This is a genomic window from Marinomonas sp. SBI8L (genome assembly GCF_001624705.1).
Taxonomy (GTDB): Bacteria; Pseudomonadota; Gammaproteobacteria; order Pseudomonadales; family Marinomonadaceae; genus Marinomonas.
In genome coordinates, this window is record NZ_JSEO01000001.1 from 16,958 (window position 1) to 34,851 (window position 17,894).

Below are 17,894 nucleotides of genomic sequence, written 5' to 3' on the forward strand. Positions count from 1 at the left end.
TACAAAAAGAACTCGCTAAAGCATAAGCCTAAAAAGCGGCTATATTTGAAGAGGTATCACGATTTAGCGCTTTAAGATGGGTTAACTATTGGCAACCAAAAGATGTAAAGCCAAAGTCGAATTCTTTTAGCAAGGTTTCATTTGCACTGACCTGCAAATTTTAGCGAACTCAAATGAGTTCGCTTTTTTTTGCCTAATCAATTTGCCTATTAACTAAAATTTTCTGATTTGCTGCTAGCGTCATCGACAAATTGCCAACTACTTACTCGAGCTTGCTTGAACATAGCCACTTGGCAAAGTTTAATCTTATCGAACCAGTCATCCTTTTGAGTTCGAGAAGGTATAAAGTGCAGATCCGTACAAAAAATCGAAGGCGTCAATTCAGCACCTTTAATAGGATGAGAATGCATACTAGTGACAAGCGACTGTGCTCTTTGCTCTGTTGAAAGGTCTGCTTTTTTCTCTGAGATCAGCAATAGTTGATCTTCTTGCCAGCGAATCAACAAGTCACTACTGTTGATTAAATAAAATAAATCATAAGAAAATTCAGCGACTTGTTTATTCATAATGTCTTGAGAACGCACTTCAGAAAGCTGACTTAATTTATCAATTCGAATTAAAAACATACTAATAATAAACTTTTCACCGCTCTTAAGCTGATCTCTTGTTAAGAAGTCAAAACGTTTATTATCTAAAACAAAATCTAAATAATTTGCACTTTTAAGGCCTGTGGCTTTGTCTATAAACTCATGACTATCTTGTAAATCAGGCTCGGATTCAAAGGCGCTATAATTCATCAATGCGACCATGGTAAAAACTACCTGAAAAATAATAATGGCAATGATTGAGATGATATTTAGATCAAAGTCAGATACCACATAAAGGCTCACACCAACAAAGAAAAAATACAGGACAAAACCCAAAAAACAGCTTGCTAAGCTCATCAGAAAGTAAAGCCAACCTCCCACAAAAGCAAAAGCAACAATGGGCGTCAGAATCGCCAAGCTAGGTATCACCTGAATATCTACGACCCCAATTAAGGCCCCTTGAAAAAATGCAGCGACCAGAAGCTCATAGAGAACATACGTATTTGGGTTATTACTTTGCTGGCTAATAAAGTGCAGAAGTTTTGCAAAAATAAAGGCAAAGACAAGCCAATATAGAGAGTCTAAAGCAGCACTTTTGTTGATGGCATTTAAAACCGCGATAACCGCAAAAATAGGCCAAATAAGGTAAGCACAACGATAAATGCACTTTCTAATCCAAGCTGCCTGCTCAATTGACAAGTCATCCAGCTTATTCATGCATCCACCTTAGGTACGCTCGACTTAAAGAGAGGCTTCACAGCAATACGATTACGTCCTTCATCTTTAGCCTGATACAAGGCCTGATCAGACGCTAACATGAGCCCTCTCGTACTAAAGCTACTGACAGGAATAACAGAGGAAACGCCAACCGAAACAGTGACGATATCTTGCGCATCTGAACCATTATGCTCAATCTCAAGTTCACGTACAGCTTCAAGCACCTTCTTAGCAACGATATGTGCGCCTTCAAGATTCGTATTTGGAAGAATGATATTAAACTCTTCTCCCCCTGTTCTTGCGACCACATCACTGGCACGAGTGACTTTTTTTGCAATTGCTTGCGCCACTTGATTCAAACAATCATCACCAACAGGATGCCCGTATAAATCGTTGTAGGCTTTAAAATGATCAATATCAATTGCCAGCATAGATAAAGGCGTTTGACTGCGATAACTACGCAACCATTCTTCTTCAAGGCGAAGATCAAAATAACGTCGATTCGCAATCTTAGTCACGGCATCGCTATTTGCTTGTATTTCAGCTTTTGCCTTGGCTTTATTTAACACTATGCCTCTTAAATGAGACAAATAACCCACATAATGTGTTGCTACAAAAAGATAAGTAAAAGCAGGGATAATGCCCAAAGTATTAAAGTTTAAATCTAGCTCTAAGCCAAAAATAGGAATGGAGATTAATACGCCAGCTACTAAAGCAATAAAGCCTTTAAACATGAGCAAAGGCCCTTTCAGGGCATATACAGCAGAAGAGTTGGCAATATAATAAGGCAGAAAAATAACTGGGTTAAAATAAACCAAGTTAGCCAGAATACCAATGGAGAACATATCTACTAACATACTGTTAGATTCAGTTTTTACCGTTGGTTTAAATACAAAGCTAGCAAAAGCAATATGAGGATAAATGATAAAAAAGAGTAAAGTGAGCCAAATTGGCAAATCTGCAGAATCTAGTTCAGGCAATCTAGCAAGATAAACATTAATAATTACCAGCAAGCATCCGGCTACTCTCATTGGATAGTCAAATGTTCCCGCTGCTTTACTTAATCTCACCCATACCTCCGGTTAATTCGCCTGAGCTAATGAACCTATCAAGACATCAAATCTTAATTTTTTGTCAGAAAAAGCTTCAAGCAGGATATCCCTTTAAAGCAATGTATACTTAGAAACAGCCAAGTGTGGCACTTTTCCTTCAACCTAAGAGAGTACTTTAAAAGCCGTTTCTTTAAGTTGAGGCCATTTAAAATTGAGAGGTTTTAAACCCACTCTAGCCCTTAAATATAAACACTGCTTACCCAACAAAAAGGTGGGGGGACGTTTTCATAGATTCCTTCATTTTTTGATACTCACGTCCCTATATGAGTTTTATTAAATTCAAGTTCAAATAAAACATATATTTTTTTTAAAAAATAGCTATTTAGAGTCAGTATAAGTAAATTTCAAACAAAGGTTCTACCACTTATAACCAAAGGTAAATCTTTTTAAAAAAAGTTATTCCTACTGCTTATTTAACTTAGCACTTTCTCCACATTTTCCAAGGTTAATTCGTGATTCGTTAATTAGGATGATTAGGCATACGCCCTGTCGCATTTCTATTTGCTTAAGCAAAGCAAGTCTTGTTTATCTAGAATCTCTAGTTTTTATCTTAGACATCTTTCAAGCTAGTTGAAGATAGCGATGAACGCGACTTCTATTCCAAAACCATACAGACTTAAATTAAAAACAGATGTAAAAATAACTTTATCATGACCTCTTAGACTTTATTCAAAAACGAAAACCTATCATGAAGAAGCTACCCATCATGATTCATTCTAGGTAAAGCTAGGAATGAAGCATTTATTTGAAGCTTTTAACGTATTAGTCAAAAGTTAAACTTCTGTCTAAAAACTTCACAACACGGCTTTCATACTCTTTTGGCTGAGCGGCATAAGCATGGGTATGAGTTGCTCCCTCAACTTGCCAAAACTCTGCTTCGGTATTTCGCTTTAAAGCATCAAATAAAAGCTTTCCATGAGCAACGGTTGTAAATTTATCCGCCTCCCCATAAATTAAGAGCATGTCAGGTCTACCCGCTAAGATGTTAGCAGCGTGCACTGGACGAACTCGCTTCTCCCCTGAAGGGTAAATCAACTGCACAAATTGCAGCGCTAGTTTAGGCAAGGGGTAAGGTCGCCAAAAGTGCATAAGTGTCGGAAACGCAGATTCAATCACAGCAGCTTTAAAAGGGTGCGTTGGACTTGTCATAGCGCAGACAGACATAGCACCGCCTAAGGATGCCCCTATTAAGCCTAAAGCAAGGTTTGGATACTGATTTTGCAAAGCATTCCCTGCCGCTAACACATCTAACGGGAAGTCCATATTCGTTGAGCCAGACTCACCAAAACCATTAAAATCAAAAACCATCACATGATAGCCAGACTGACGCAATAGTTGAGCATGGCCATACCTTAGCCAAAAACCTTTGGCTAAGGTATGGCCATAGGGTGACACAATAAAACGGCCCCTTTTACGTCTTCTGTAAGCGATTCAGCCACTAACGCAGAGATCTTTGCCCCTGACTCACTCTTAAAAGAAAGCCTTTTCCAATCAGTCTGATTAATATCATCTGGCCAGCGCCATGGTTTATTGAAACGACCAAAAAAAGGCTTTTTTAATAGGCTATATAATAATTTCTTCATTCTTACCCTCTCCATATTCCCTTTCTTATACAAATAAAGCACCACCCCAAAGCAACTAAGCCAACCTTGTGATACCAACCTAAATCAGTTTATGGCTTGCTTTTAAACTCAACCATAGGCATAAATGACTTGTTTAGGGTCATTTATGCCTTACTTGATAGCATTAACGGGGAATAGGAATGAAGGTGACAATATTAATGGCTGACCGCTGCTCCTCTACCAGTGTGGCAGCCAGTATGGAGTTTTTAGAAACAGCAAATGTTATCCATCAATATTTACTTAGATCTCAAAAATCGAGCTCATCAAAAGAAGAAAGGCATCAAGCACAGGAAAAACCATTTGAATTCGAAACAGCATCGCTTACAGGAAAGAGTATTCAAAGTACGGGGGGATTAATCCTGACACCGGAAAAGTCGATTCTCCAAGCCGCTCCCAAAGACCCAAACAGACCAAGGCTCATCATAGTGCCAGGTTTCATGTTTAATATTTTGGCTGAATTACCTCAGTTAGCCCCCATAAGCCAGTGGCTGAAAGAACAGCATGAGCAAGGTGCCTATATTGCTAATATCTGTACAGGAGCCTTTGTTAGCGCACAGGCAGGCTTATTAGACAACAAAAGAGCAACAACCCATTGGTTGTTTTGCGAACAATTACAAACTCACTTCCCCAAAGTAAAAGTATATACGGAAAGAACAGTAACGGATGACGGCCTGATTATGTGCTCAGGCGGTTCAACCAGCAGTGCAGACCTTTTACTTTATATTATTCGCAAGTTTGGCTCTCCTCAGCTTGGTGCTGAGTGCGCAAAAAAACTATTGGTAGATACTGGCGACCGCAGCCAAACCCCTTATGCCAGTACAACATTTAAAAAGAACCATCATGATAGTGAGATTTTGAAAATACAGATTTGGCTAGAGAAGCAATTACATCAGCCAGTTAGTATGGAAAACTTGGTACAAGAGTTTGGTTTGAGTACGCGTAATTTTATTCGAAGATTTAAGGAAGCGACTCAGCAAACACCAATTCAATACTTACAAAATTTACGCTTAGAAAGAGCCAAGCATTTACTCGAATCGAGCCAAGAAGCGTTCGAACAAATTACCTATCGAGTGGGTTTACAGGATGCGAATTCATTTCGAAAACTCTTTAAACAAAGAGTTGGCGTGACACCAGGCGCTTATAGAAAACGTTTTGCGGGGAAGTTAACAAGTTCGATTCAATATTAAGTCGTAAGCACAACTTAATAACTTATGACTTATTTACAATAGTGAAAATAAACACTATTTATGAGAATGAGGCTAAAAAAGCTATATCATTGTTTTATAACAACTATTTAATTGTATTATAATCTCCCCGTTGGGCTTACAAGACTGATTCAATCAACAAAATATTATTTCACATCATAATAAGTTTTTATAATGTGAGAAAACCATGTTTTTTGACTTTATTCATAACCTACTTTTTATTTCACTCGCGTGAGATAAATTATTCTTTCATATACTGTTTTTTGTACAATTTTTTAATTAAAGAAAAAAGGCAAGTGTGGCGCAAAATAAAAAGTGCAAACTTTTTGTAAAACCCACCACTATGTGAAATTACTAGTCTTTATTCCCAGTTCAAAACCTGTACAATCGTTCAAGTATTGAGAAAGAAAGGTCCAACACAGCTTTCTTTTCTCGAATCAGTTAAGAGGCTTTTTACTTAAAAATCACTTAACAATCGCGCCGTTATAATAAAAAGAAGCGGCATAAACGATTAAAATAATTAGAGTACTGTAGTTATGAATCAGGTTAACCAAGCTTATGATAATAATCAGGGCAGTAAAGGTGGCTTTCTAGAACGCCTCTTTAAACTTGCTGCTCACAAGACCACTCCAAAAATTGAGATGATGGCAGGTTTAACAACCTTCGTTACCATGTCTTATATCATCGTTCTAAACCCTATCATCATGTCAAAAACAGGCATGCCATTTGACGGCTTATTCCTAGCTACTTGCCTTGGTGCTGCTATTGCCACCATCCTAATGGGCTTGTATGCAAACTGGCCTGTTGGCCTTGCGCCAGGCATGGGCCTTAACGCTTTCTTCACCTTCTCTGTTGTTGGCTCTATGGGCTATAGCTGGGAAATTGCACTAGGTTCTGTCTTTATATCAGGCATGCTCTTTGTGTTAATGAGTGTGACGCGACTGCGTGAGTGGATGTTAGATAGTATTCCAATGAGCTTACGTCTTGCTATGACAGCAGGTGTTGGTTTGTTCCTTGGTTTTATCGGTCTACGTTTTACTGGGGTGATAGTACCAGATCCAAATAACGCTTTAGCACTTGCTGACCTAACACACTTTGGTTTTGGTAAATTTGGTCCAGAAGCGCCAGCACTTGGTCTTTTAAGTTTCTTCCTGATCGCTGTTCTTAGCTACCGAAAAGTATTCGGTGCGGTTGTACTAGGTATTGGTATCACAACATTAGTCGCTTTCATCATGACTTGGATCCTGCCAACTGACTTCTTCGTTGTGGCTGAAGAAGCTAAGTCTTGGGCGCCTGCCTCCGGTTTCGTCGCCTATGGCGGAATGCTAGCTGTTCCAGATTTCGCAGCAATTGAACCTATTCTTTGGAAAGCCGATGTAATGGGTGCGCTTGAAGTTGCTATGATTCCGGTCATTGTTACCTTCTTATTCGTTAACATCTTTGATACTGCCGGTACACTTATGGGTGTTGCTGAGCGTGCTAACCTACAAGACAAAGATGGCAACATCGAAGGTCTAAGCAAATCTCTTAAAGCTGACTCTATCTCATCTGTAATTGGTACAGCATTTGGTTGTCCACCAGTAACTTCTTACGCTGAGTCTGCAGCGGGTGTATCTGTTGGTGGTCGTACTGGTCTTACTGCGGTAACTATCGGTGTGCTTTTCCTACTAGGTATGTTCTTCTTGCCTCTAGCGAAAATGCTACCAGCCTTCGCAGTAGATGGTGCTCTTATCTACGTTGCTATGTTGATGATGAGCTCTTTGAAGAAAATCGACTGGAACGATCTAACTGAATTCGCACCAGCAGTTGTTACCACTGTGATGATGGCTTTCACCTTCTCTATTGCAAACGGTATTGCGCTTGGCTTCCTAACTTACACCATCCTAAAAGTGGGTGGTGGTAAAGCGAATGAAGTATCTGCAGGTGTATGGGCATTAACTGTGCTATTCATCCTGAAGTTCATCTTCCTAGGTCACTAAGTTTGTTGTAACAAACCTTATTACCTAAGAAACGAAAAAGGGCCTTCATTGAAGGCCCTTTTTTAATGCTTAACTTTTTACCTGAAACCGAATCTGTAAGCAGCTCCAGCTTCTTACTTTTACCCTAGCTTATTCGCTTTGCTCCAAGAATGACTGTAAACGTAAGTATTCATTTAAAGCAATTCGATCTGATGCTAGCCCTATATCGGCAGTATTAATCTCTGACCAAAACACCTCATCGGCTTCTAGTGCTTTTATCTCACCTTGCCAGTCATTAACCACATAATAATGAATTAACTGCAATTCAGCGGTTGCCTTATGATACAAGGAGCAGAGGTAGTAGCTCGACAACGCCTTTATCGCTAACTCTTCATCCATTTCACGGTGTAGGGTTTGCGCTTGTGTTTCCCCCTCTTCCATATGTCCACCTGGGATAGCAATCAAACCCGGATCTGACTCTTTTAACAAAGACCTTTGCTCTAACAATATCTTGTTATCACGAATCACTAAAAAAGACACACAAGGATGCTGATCCATGAATAAAACCTCTTCTAATCCAGTTAGTCCTGATTTTTACCTAAACGCTTTTCAATTTGTTTCTTTTCCCAGTCAGAGCCAAATACATTCACAACTTCGTGCGCACTTAACCCCTGAATCAATAAAGCGATTCCCCAACCTAGCGCAGGCCAAACTACCCAAAAATAGTCTGGACTTGTCAGCAGGTTAATCACCAATAAAAGTAAGATGACACCTGCATAGCTAAGTAAGTTTTTATTAAAGGCTTTAATACGCTTCACCTGAGCAATGACAGCGGCTTTTTCAGCTGACTCCTTTCCATTTTTGCTGCTTTTTTCACTCATATTATCCGTCTCCTGTTTTTCGGTTTTGGAACTAGCTATTAGATTAGGTTCAATCTTATGTAGGTCAGATACCTGTAACTCAAAGACTGCAGCAAGGGATTTCAGACTTTCCAACCCTGCCTTATTGCCTTGTTCAATACGCTGAATAGTACGCACACTTAAACCAGACAGTTGTGACAGCTCTTCTTGAGACCAGCCTTTATCCAACCTTAACTGTTTAACACCCATAGCCATCCCTTAAAATAATAAGAATAAATTTTAACAACAGACCCAAAGATTCAGAACGACACCAGCATGACACCAAGGTGACACTCTATATATTTCAATCACTTACATAAAATTTTCGTTAAGTTAATTGGAACTTAACCTGCCCTCTAGTGAGTAAGACAGCACTAATAATTAAGGTAACTAACTCTCCAACTAAAAACAGCCACATAACTGGGTTCGGGTTACCATCAAGTAAAATACCTAAACTACGACCAAAAGCCATATTCCCCATAATTAAGATGACGAATACTAAGCCTAATTTCTCATAAACCAATTTCATTGAGAAATAGAAAAGTAATAACCCAATCGCCAAACTCATACCACCATAAGTTGCCCGAGTATCAATCATGGCAGAAGTGGTATTCGCAGCTGAGCCTGTTACCCAAAATAAAAGTGTTTCTGGTACAAAGAAAAACAACAAACCGTAAAGACTAAAAAATAAAGCATTTAAACGAATAATCCATTGCGCTAGTGTCATTACTAATCCCTTTTAGTTAATTTGATATTGCTTTAAAAATTAAGCTGACAGATAACATCAGTAAGATAAGTCTAACAAGATGATCAAACCATTTCTGTTTCAATTTTGATAAATAATATTTGCCAATATGTGTCCCTAGGTAACTGGCTAACAAAAGGACAATAAGATAGGACATATCCTCAAATGCAACTAAAGATGCCCAAGTAAAAATGCTTATCTTAATAAGATTTAATGGCAAGGCACTGGCGGCCATAGAGGCAACAAAAGTTTCTTTTTTCAATGCTAGCTGTTTAAAAACCAAGGCTTTTATGAGGCTACCAGAACCCACAGTTCCCGAAACAAGACCATAGATAAAACCCGTAAGAATTAAGACATTATCACTCACATTGTAATTTGGCATAAAACGAAATAGATCAATCACTAAGTAAAGCAAAGACATAGCTGCAAGTATAAATACAAGCCAATTCGCATCTAAAAATAACAAAGTATAGGCGCCAATAAACACACCTGGAACAGAAAGGAGACTTAGCTTAAATACCAGTGGCCAGTTGATATAGGACTTTAAATAGTAGGTTTTTAAGGAGGTGTTATAAAAATAAAAGAAGCTAGTTAACGCTATGCTCCATTTTATATCGAACATAAGAGAGGTCGCGCTAATCAAGATCAAGGCTGAACCAAAACCAGCTAATGTGGATAGTATGGCGGCAAACAAGGCCATCACAAAAAAAGCCCCTAGCATCCAATCCATACGTACTCTTTTTATTGATTAATTTGAGAAAGCTTAACATAGGGCCAAGCCCCTTTAAATCTAAGCTAGATTCTCATTTTTAAACTCACCACATGACTTATATCAGCCTTAAAAGGGTACAAACTGATAGCCTGCCTCTAAAACGTTTTATTGATATTGAGGTAAGTAATGGACAAGAAAAAGCTAGATATTGCCATAATCGGTGCAGGGCCAACCGGATTAAGTTTTGCGCTAAGTCTTGCCCAATCAGGCCTAGAAATTGCCTTAATAGACAAGCAATCAATAGAGAGTATTGCCCAGCCTCAATTCGATGGTCGAGATATTGCCCTGACACATTTATCTAAAACCATCTTGTCTGAATTAGGTGTTTGGCAAACATTTCCGACTGATGCCATACACCAAATTAAAGAGGCTAAGGTTATCAATGGCGATTTGAACTCCTTAGAAAATGAATCTGCATCTAGATTAGAGTTTGATCGATCGGATGATCCAAACGCCCCCCTTGGTTACTTAATCGCTAATTATCAAATCCGACAAGCGCTATATAACCAAGTTAAAGCACAACCCAATATCAGCTTAATCTGTGAACAAAAGGTAAAAAAACTCCATACTAATCAAGATACTTGTTTAATTGAATCTGACGATGTTCTGATCGAATGTAAACTCTTAGTATCTTCTGACAGTCGCTTTTCTGAAACACGCCGCATGATGGGTTTAAGCGCTAAAATGAAAGATTATGGAAAGGTTATGTTAGTGTGTAATATGAAACACGAAAGCAGCCACAATAACACCGCCCAAGAATGCTTTCAGTATGATAAAACCTGTGCCATTTTACCCCTTGCAGAAAATACCTCTTCCATTGTGATTACCGTTAACGCCAGCGAATCAGAACGCTTACTCGCCTTAGATGATATGGCCTTTTGTGCTGAGGCTGAATCCATGCTGAATCACAGGTTAGGCAAGATGACACTTATCAGCCAGCCAATTGCTTACCCTCTGGTTGGAGTGATGTCTGACCGCTTTATCGGCCAAAACTTTGCTCTCATTGGCGATGCAGCTGTTGGCATGCACCCAGTGACAGCCCATGGTTTCAATTTAGGTTTACGTTCAGCAGACACTCTCGCCCAGCTCATTATCAAGGCGCACAAGAAAGGCAGAAACATAGCCTCTAAGCGACTATTACATGAATATGAAGCCCGTCATAAGCTGTTAAGCAAGCCGCTTTACGATGCAACCAATGCCATAGTTGCCCTCTATACCAACAAAAAACCTTGGGCAAAAGTAGTGAGGAAAGTTGGTATCAGACTGGGTAATAAAGCATTACCCTTTAAAAAGCTTGTCACCCACAGATTAACGCAAATCCGTTAAATAGTAGCTTAGTAGTAAGAAACCTTGTCCTAATTGATGACCCTATTGCGAAATAGGGTTTTACGCATAAGCTCTCGACTCAAGCCAGTAAAGCATAAAATACCTAACAAGTTCGCAAGGTAGTCCAATAAGTCCAAGGTACGGGTCGCAACAAAGTATTGGCTTAACTCTTCGAGTGTCACAAAGATTAATACCGAAAGACTCTCCCAATAAATTGAACCAAGCTTAAAACGCATCAGCTTGCCACGTGTTGCAAGGTTAGCCATTAGAGTTAAGCTACCAAAAACTAAAAAGTGCCCTAGCTTGTCACCAAAGGGAACTTTACGAGTCAGTTCAAAAAGCCAAATATCTTGCCCTGTATTCGCCATAAAGATGACCCAAAGAACGAAAGCAATGAATAAGAAGGTGATACTTAAGAAGAGTTTTTGCATGGGAGCACTAAATAGATTTTTATTTGCCGGAGTTTAAGAGTATACCGAGTTTCATGGTTCGTCTATTTTGTGACACAAAATGCGAAAATCAAAATAAATGCCAATGTATCAAAACGCATAAAAATGGCAGCAATAAAATGAAGGGCAAAAACTAGCCTAGCAATAGAGGAGACGTACTATAGGATGATCAAAAAGTCGTACTGTGAAGTGTGGCTTTATTAAACTTTAATATCTATCAAACTACCTAGGGTTCCACTACTGGCTTCTAGGGCTTTAGCAGACGCTTCAAATTGCAGCTTAGCTTCCTGTTGTTTAATCAGAGATTGGTTTAGGTCTTGAGATGCTTGGATCGGGCGTTCAGTATCAGGACTAGTCGCGCTAGAGGCAGCCACATCCCTTGCCGCATTCGACATTTGTTGTTCGGCTTTCTGTATACCAGCCAAACTTGTTTGATAAGCACCCATGGGTTTATCGACCTGCATAACCCCTCCCCTAAAAATCACTGAACCTGTTTCATATTTGAACAGATAGATATCTATCTAGCAAGTTTGTCCTATTACTAAATTTTATTTGTGAAAATTAGCCAGTCCTAAATAAGTAACTACACTTAAATCTTAGTCTAATAATTAAAGAAGGTTCAAAAATAGGCACAGAAAAAAGCAGCTAACTAAAAGACAGTAACAAGCTAAACACCAATAAATTCATAATGGACTAATTTATGAAAAAACCTGAATTACCAAATACTGAAGAAAAACGGCTGGAAACTCTCAAAGCACTGAATATTCTAGATACCTTACCAGAGGAACGCTTTGATAGAGTCACCAGAATGGCAAAAAGGTTGTTTAATGTCCCTATTGCCTTGGTGAGTTTGGTTGATGAAAACCGACAATGGTTCAAATCAAGCGATGGTTTATCTGCCTCAGAAACCCCTAGAGATATCTCATTTTGTGGCCATGCCATTTTGGGAAACAGTACTTTTTATATAAAAGATGCCCTTGAAGACACACGATTTAACGATAACCCATTAGTCACAGGTGACCCAAATATTCGCTTCTATGCGGGGCACCCATTAACCGCTGCTAACGGCGAAAAAATCGGCACACTTTGCATAATAGATAAAAAACCTAAAAAGCTTACCGAAGAAGACTTAACGGCCCTATCGGACCTTGCCTATACGGTTGAGCAAGAACTCTGTGCAATTCAACTTTCAACCATGGATGAACTCACTAACCTATCGAATCGTCGTGGCTTTACGCTTGTTGCCAACCATTATTTAAACTTCAATAAAAAGCAAAACATGCCTGCAACTTTAGTCTATTTTGATTTAAATGATTTCAAACAGATCAATGATGTACACGGCCATAGTGAAGGAGATAATGCACTACAGTTGTTTGCCAGTGTGATGAAATCGAGCTTTAGAAATTTTGATCTATTGGCTCGAATCGGCGGAGATGAGTTTATTGCCCTCTTATTTAACTCAGACCTTAATGCGGCAGATGAAATGATTGAAAAGCTTTCAAACAACCTTAAAAGTGTTGTTTCATCTCAAGAGCTTGAATACGAAGTGGGTTTCTCTTACGGCTTAATTGAATGTAATAGCCTCTTACCTAGCTCGATTGAAAGCTATATCCAGCAGGCCGATAACAAGATGTATGAGTGTAAACATGAACAAAAGAACCACGAGTAACTGAATAGCTGAATAACAAGTCAAATAATGAACAAGGATACAGCCTGAATTAAGCTCATAATCTCGAACTTATCAGCTAAAGTACCACCTAAAGAATAAGAAAAAAGTCAGATAAGCCTTCAATTAAAGCATGTCATTTTCTTTGATAAAGGCGTTAGCGGCTTTATGCAAGATACTGTGACGCCAAGCCACTTTAGTTTGATCTTTATCGTAGCCACCACCAATCACACAAGCTATTGCAATATTTCGTTTTTGGCATTCATCAATAACATATTGATCTCTTTGCCAAATACCTTCATCGGTTAAATTTAAAAAACCTAACCTATCGTCTTTATGGACATCAACACCGGCATCATAAAAGACAAAATCTGGGCTAATTTCATCTAACAACCTAGGAATATCGGCTTTTAAAATAGCCAGATACTCAGCATCATCAGCGCCCTTTGGTATTTGAATATTAATCCCTGCTTCTTGCTTAATTGCTGGGTAATTTTCTTCACAATGCCAAGAAATGGTTTCAATTGCGTCATATGAAGCACACATAGCAGCAGTGCCATCACCTTGGTGAACATCACAATCTAGTACTAATACTTTCTTCGCTTTTCCTGACTCAACCAAATGAATCGCAGCCACAGCTTGATCATTAAAAATACAAAAGCCTGTGCCATAGTCCTTATGAGCATGGTGAGTACCACCAGCAAGATGTGCCGCAATACCATATTCAAGCGCTAAATCGGCCGTCAACAAGGTGCCAGATACAGCCCTTAGTGTCCGCTCCACCAGCCAGTCAGACCAAGGTAGCCCAATTTCTCGCATGGCTTTATCAGACAAATTACCACGCACAAAATTCTGTACATATTCAGGATCATGGGCCCGCATTAATGTATTGAGTGACAAAGGTGATGGGCTAAACAGGTTTTTATCCGTTAAAACACCAACTCGCCTTAACTCCTCTTCTAACAAAGCAAACTTTTGCATGGGAAATCGATGCCCCGCAGGAAAAGGAATCGAGTAATGGGCGTGATAAACCATAGGTAAAAAGGACATAGATGGTCTTAAGTTCTATCTTTCAATTCAGTTTTTTATTGATCTTTTTGTATTAATAGAACCTTCTAAAAAGGCCCTATTAACATTAGGCAATTAGTCAGTAACAGTTTTTTTCGTATCTATGGGAGCTTGCTCTAACTCCTCATCGTTTACATCAGCCTGTAAAACAGCAGCCAATGCATCGTAATTTTCTTGAGCTTGAGAGCGATACTTCTTCTCGTCTTCATGGAAACTTCCCATCGCCAACACATTATGCTCATCATGCTGTTTAAATATCTCTGCACTATTCTGAGCTTCTTGCTTAGACAGACCTAACTCTTCGAGCGCTTGTTCACCAAGGTTGAGTGCCGAATGGAAGGTCTCCCTAACAATAATATTAGCTCCAGCAACGTTAAGGTCATGCACTTCCAAACGTCCGATTGCTCTAACTAGAATTTTTAAATGCGGATAGTGCTTTCTAGCATGAGTCACTATCTCCATGGCTTTCTCATGTTCATCCACAGCGACCACAAGTAACTTGGCATGATCAGCACCAGCAGCATGCAAAAGATCCCCTCGAGAAGCATCGCCATAAAAGACCTTGGTACCAAAAGACCTCAACAGTTCTATTTGACCTGCATCATGCTCTAAGACTGTGACCTGATAGCCTTTCATAGTTAAAAGACGCGCAACTATCTGACCAAAACGCCCCATGCCAGCCAAAATAACAGGTGTATCACCATCGTCAATTTCATCGGCTTCTTGCTGTTTGCAGCCCTTTCTCACAAACAAGGGTTCAATCACTTTATCCTGCAGTATCATCAAGATAGGTGTTGCTGCCATAGAGAGTGCGACCACCACAACTAATGGGTCTATTATGTCGCTGCCTAAGATATGGTGTTGGCCCGCAAAGGAGAAAAGCACAAAGCAGAACTCACCCGCCTGAGATAAAGCGAAGGTAAAGTACCAGCCATTTCCGCCTTTAAGCTTGAAAATTCGAGACAAGCTGAAGAGTACCAGCATCTTACAAAGCATAAGTAAGACCACTAAAGCCCCGATTTGCAAAGGCTCAGCCATCAGGATAGAAAAGTTAATACTAGCGCCAACGGAAATAAAGAAGAGCCCTAATAACAAGCCTTTAAAAGGTGCAATTTCTGCCTCTAGTTCATGTCTATATTCACTTTCAGCTAAAACCACACCAGCGATAAAGGTACCAAGAGCGGCGGACACACCAATGGCATTCATTAATAATGCGATGCCTATTACCAAGAACAAAGCCGTTGCGGTGAAAATTTCACGCATCTTAGTTTCAGCAATAATGCGAAACAAAGGTCGTAATAGATATTTACCCGCCAGAATAATAGCCCCGATCACAGCGAAAAGCTGGGCAGCATGTTGCCAACCACTTAACTGATTAGCCTCATCAACCACGCTAGGACTGGTCAACGCTAATAAGGGCATAAGTGCCAACATAGGTATCACGGCAATATCTTGAAAAAGAAGTACTGCAAACGAAGATTGACCTAATTGAGACTTCATCAAGCCGTTTTCATTTAACAGCTGTAATACAATCGCGGTGGAAGATAATGACAGTATCATGCCAACCACAAGCGCCGTCTGCCAAGGTAAGCCAAATGCCACAGCAACGAGTGTCATTAAGCCTGTGCTTAGGAGAACCTGCGCACCACCTAGGCCCACTATAGGCACTCTCAATTTCCAGAGTACTGAGGGCTGTAGCTCAAGCCCCACTAGAAAGAGCATCATCACCACACCGAATTCAGCGAAGTGCATGACATCATTCACATCATCCGCGACGATTCCCAAGGCATAAGGCCCAATAATGGCACCGGCAATTAAATAACCTAAAACTGAACCAAGCCCCAAGCGCTTCGCAATAGGTACAGTCACAACCGCTGCCCCCAAGAAAACAAATGCCTGTTCCATTAATCCACCCGCCATGAGGACCGCCTTAATCTAATATTGATTGTGAATAATTTAATAAAAGTTGATAAGAAAAATTTATAACGAATGTTAACCCTAACGTCCAAACATGGAAAGCTTAGTACGACCTTCACCAACGCAAATTCGTACCAGTTTTATCCATGCTATTAGTCATTTTTCAATCAGAGTAGAACAAAACTCATCCTGACTAATATCTTTTTGATAATTTTACTTTGTGCATTTTTCAGCCAAGGCGCCTGTAAAACTCAATATAAAACAAGACGATAGAGATATTAAGTTAATTTAAAGTAATACGATTATGACTATTTTTTTAGCCTATCAATCAAACATAAGCAAAAAAGTATCTATATTGAGTATTTATGTATTAGAGAGTCAATTTTCGCTCATCTATAGTTAACGGCACTTGGTCATTAGGCACCAAGGTTAGGTAAGACTATAAAAACAATATACTCCAACCGGGGAACAACCTATGAATACCCTAGCTAAAAAGTCGCTCACATGCGCCGTTAGTTTGGCAGCAGCTATGAGCACAGCAAACCTATACGCACAAACAGAAATCACCGTGGCTACCGTTAACAATGGCCATATGATCGAAATGCAAAAACTCACTCCGATTTTCGAACAAGCTCACCCTGATATCAAAGTGAAATGGGTTACTCTGGAAGAAGGTGTATTGCGTCAGAACGTGACTCAAGATATCGCTAATAAGAGTGGTCTTTATGATGTCATGACAATCGGCATGTACGAAGCACCAATCTGGGGTGAAAGAAACTGGCTTGAGCCAATCGACACCAGTGGCAATTATGATGTTGAAGATATCATTCCTTCTATTCGTGGTGGCCTATCTTATAACAACACCTTGTATGCAGCACCTTTCTATGGCGAGAGCTCTATGGTGATGTACCGTAAAGACCTAGTTAAAGCAGCTGGTATGGAAATTAACGACCGTGATAGTTGGGAACATATCCGTGATGTTGCTGCTGCCGTTCATAACCCTGGCGAAGGGGTTTATGGCATGTGCTTACGTGGCAAAGCGGGCTGGGGCGATAACATGGCCTTCTTGTCTACTATGGCAAACTCTTTTGGAGCACGCTGGTTTGACGAAGATTGGAAGCCTCAACTTGAAACGGCAGAATGGAAAAATGCGGTTACCTTTTATGTTGACCTGCTAACCAAATACGGCCCACCAGGAGCAAGTAGCAACAGCTTCAACGAGAACCTTGCGCTCTTCAACCAAGGTAAATGCGGTATGTGGATTGATGCCACCATTGCAGCTTCTTTTGTAACAGATCCAAGCCAGAGTACAGTTGCTGATCAAGTTGGTTTTGCACAATCACCCATTCAAGCAACAGATAAAGGCGCTAACTGGTTATGGGCTTGGTCACTTGCCATTCCAGCAGGGACTAAAAACGCAGATGCGGCACAAACCTTTATCCGTTGGGCTACTTCAAAAGACTATATCCAGCTAGTGGGTGAAACCAATGGTTGGGCTGCGGTACCGACAGGCACACGTAGTAGTACTTATGCTAACCCTAAATTCCAAGAAGCCGCTGTCTTTGCGAAAGCAGAGCTAAAAGCAATCAACTCTGCAAACCCTGCTGATAGCACGCTTAAACCTTCACCTTATGTTGGCGTTCAGTTTGCTGCTATACCTGAGTTCCAAGCGATAGGAACGACCACAGGTCAAATGGTTTCAGGGGCTTTGGCTGGCAGCATGTCAGTTGATCAAGCACTGAAATCTGCTAACTCTTCTGCTAATCGTCAAATGCGTCAAGCTGGTTACTACTAACCAAAAGAGAACGAAAGGCAGGGACCATAGCGTCTCTGCCTTTACCTTCTTTCCTA

General features: G+C 40.0%; 17 protein-coding genes. 5 read left to right on the top strand and 12 right to left on the bottom strand.

From position 1 onward, the window contains the following. Positions 1 to 209: 209 nt before the first annotated feature. The 4 genes from OA91_RS00045 to OA91_RS24375 form a co-directional block, all read right to left on the bottom strand. The gene (locus OA91_RS00045; protein WP_063338572.1) at positions 210 to 1,304 is read right to left on the bottom strand and encodes an MASE2 domain-containing protein; all 1,095 of its coding nucleotides are present in this window, start codon (positions 1,302 to 1,304) and stop codon (positions 210 to 212) included. Continuing rightward, positions 1,301 to 2,374, bottom strand: coding sequence for a GGDEF domain-containing protein (locus OA91_RS00050; RefSeq protein WP_063338571.1), 1,074 nt, complete (start codon positions 2,372 to 2,374; stop codon positions 1,301 to 1,303). Before OA91_RS00050 ends, OA91_RS00045 begins: the two co-directional genes overlap by 4 nt. Before the next feature lie 804 nt (positions 2,375 to 3,178). After that, positions 3,179 to 3,811 (bottom strand): alpha/beta hydrolase family protein, encoded by a 633-nt coding sequence (locus tag OA91_RS00055; RefSeq protein WP_197477679.1) that lies wholly within the window; start codon positions 3,809 to 3,811, stop codon positions 3,179 to 3,181. Further along, on the bottom strand, positions 3,787 to 3,999 hold the full coding sequence (locus OA91_RS24375; RefSeq protein ID WP_197477681.1) for a hypothetical protein: 213 nt from the start codon (positions 3,997 to 3,999) through the stop codon (positions 3,787 to 3,789). The genes OA91_RS00055 and OA91_RS24375 overlap by 25 nt, the downstream gene beginning before the upstream one ends. Positions 4,000 to 4,178: 179 nt before the next feature. Between OA91_RS24375 and OA91_RS00060 the strand changes: the two genes are divergently transcribed. Both OA91_RS00060 and OA91_RS00065 read left to right on the top strand, forming a co-directional pair. Then, complete coding sequence (locus OA91_RS00060; protein WP_063338570.1) at positions 4,179 to 5,225, top strand: GlxA family transcriptional regulator; 1,047 nt, start codon at positions 4,179 to 4,181, stop codon at positions 5,223 to 5,225. 554 nt (positions 5,226 to 5,779) lie between these two features. Further along, positions 5,780 to 7,222, top strand: coding sequence for an NCS2 family permease (locus OA91_RS00065; protein ID WP_046016278.1), 1,443 nt, complete (start codon positions 5,780 to 5,782; stop codon positions 7,220 to 7,222). A gap of 129 nt (positions 7,223 to 7,351) precedes the next feature. Here the strand turns inward: OA91_RS00065 and OA91_RS00070 are convergent, their stop codons facing one another. From OA91_RS00070 to OA91_RS00085, 4 genes are all read right to left on the bottom strand, one after another. Then, positions 7,352 to 7,759, bottom strand: coding sequence for an NUDIX domain-containing protein (locus OA91_RS00070; RefSeq protein ID WP_063338569.1), 408 nt, complete (start codon positions 7,757 to 7,759; stop codon positions 7,352 to 7,354). Positions 7,760 to 7,782: 23 nt separating this feature from the next. Continuing rightward, complete coding sequence (locus OA91_RS00075; RefSeq protein WP_063338568.1) at positions 7,783 to 8,310, bottom strand: 2TM domain-containing protein; 528 nt, start codon at positions 8,308 to 8,310, stop codon at positions 7,783 to 7,785. A 118-nt stretch (positions 8,311 to 8,428) separates the two neighbouring features. Continuing rightward, positions 8,429 to 8,827 (bottom strand): DUF4345 domain-containing protein, encoded by a 399-nt coding sequence (locus OA91_RS00080; RefSeq protein WP_063338567.1) that lies wholly within the window; start codon positions 8,825 to 8,827, stop codon positions 8,429 to 8,431. 16 nt (positions 8,828 to 8,843) lie between these two features. Continuing rightward, a complete protein-coding gene (locus OA91_RS00085; RefSeq protein ID WP_063338566.1) occupies positions 8,844 to 9,575 on the bottom strand; it encodes a sulfite exporter TauE/SafE family protein in 732 nt (243 codons plus the stop codon). 168 nt (positions 9,576 to 9,743) lie between these two features. Between OA91_RS00085 and ubiM the strand changes: the two genes are divergently transcribed. Continuing rightward, entirely contained in the window at positions 9,744 to 10,943 is a 1,200-nt protein-coding gene (ubiM, locus tag OA91_RS00090) for a 5-demethoxyubiquinol-8 5-hydroxylase UbiM (protein WP_063338565.1), read from the top strand. Between the two features lie 29 nt (positions 10,944 to 10,972). Here the strand turns inward: ubiM and OA91_RS00095 are convergent, their stop codons facing one another. Together OA91_RS00095 and OA91_RS00100 are read right to left on the bottom strand one after the other, a co-directional pair. After that, positions 10,973 to 11,374 carry a VanZ family protein gene (locus OA91_RS00095; RefSeq protein WP_063338564.1) on the bottom strand — a complete coding sequence of 134 codons (402 nt, stop codon included), beginning with the start codon at positions 11,372 to 11,374 and terminating at the stop codon, positions 10,973 to 10,975. Between the two features lie 218 nt (positions 11,375 to 11,592). Further along, on the bottom strand, positions 11,593 to 11,856 hold the full coding sequence (locus OA91_RS00100) for a hypothetical protein (RefSeq protein ID WP_063338563.1): 264 nt from the start codon (positions 11,854 to 11,856) through the stop codon (positions 11,593 to 11,595). Positions 11,857 to 12,092: 236 nt separating this feature from the next. On the opposite strand from OA91_RS00100, the gene OA91_RS00105 reads away from it, so the two are divergent. Next, complete coding sequence (locus tag OA91_RS00105) at positions 12,093 to 13,061, top strand: sensor domain-containing diguanylate cyclase (protein ID WP_063338562.1); 969 nt, start codon at positions 12,093 to 12,095, stop codon at positions 13,059 to 13,061. Between the two features lie 123 nt (positions 13,062 to 13,184). On the opposite strand, the gene OA91_RS00110 is transcribed toward OA91_RS00105, so the two are convergent. Then, the gene (locus OA91_RS00110; RefSeq protein WP_063338561.1) at positions 13,185 to 14,108 is read right to left on the bottom strand and encodes a histone deacetylase family protein; all 924 of its coding nucleotides are present in this window, start codon (positions 14,106 to 14,108) and stop codon (positions 13,185 to 13,187) included. Positions 14,109 to 14,201: 93 nt separating this feature from the next. Next, entirely contained in the window at positions 14,202 to 16,046 is a 1,845-nt protein-coding gene (locus OA91_RS00115) for a monovalent cation:proton antiporter-2 (CPA2) family protein (RefSeq protein WP_063338560.1), read from the bottom strand. 472 nt (positions 16,047 to 16,518) lie between these two features. On the opposite strand from OA91_RS00115, the gene OA91_RS00120 reads away from it, so the two are divergent. Then, a complete protein-coding gene (locus OA91_RS00120) occupies positions 16,519 to 17,838 on the top strand; it encodes an ABC transporter substrate-binding protein (protein WP_063338559.1) in 1,320 nt (439 codons plus the stop codon). The last annotated feature ends 56 nt before the right edge of the window (positions 17,839 to 17,894 follow it).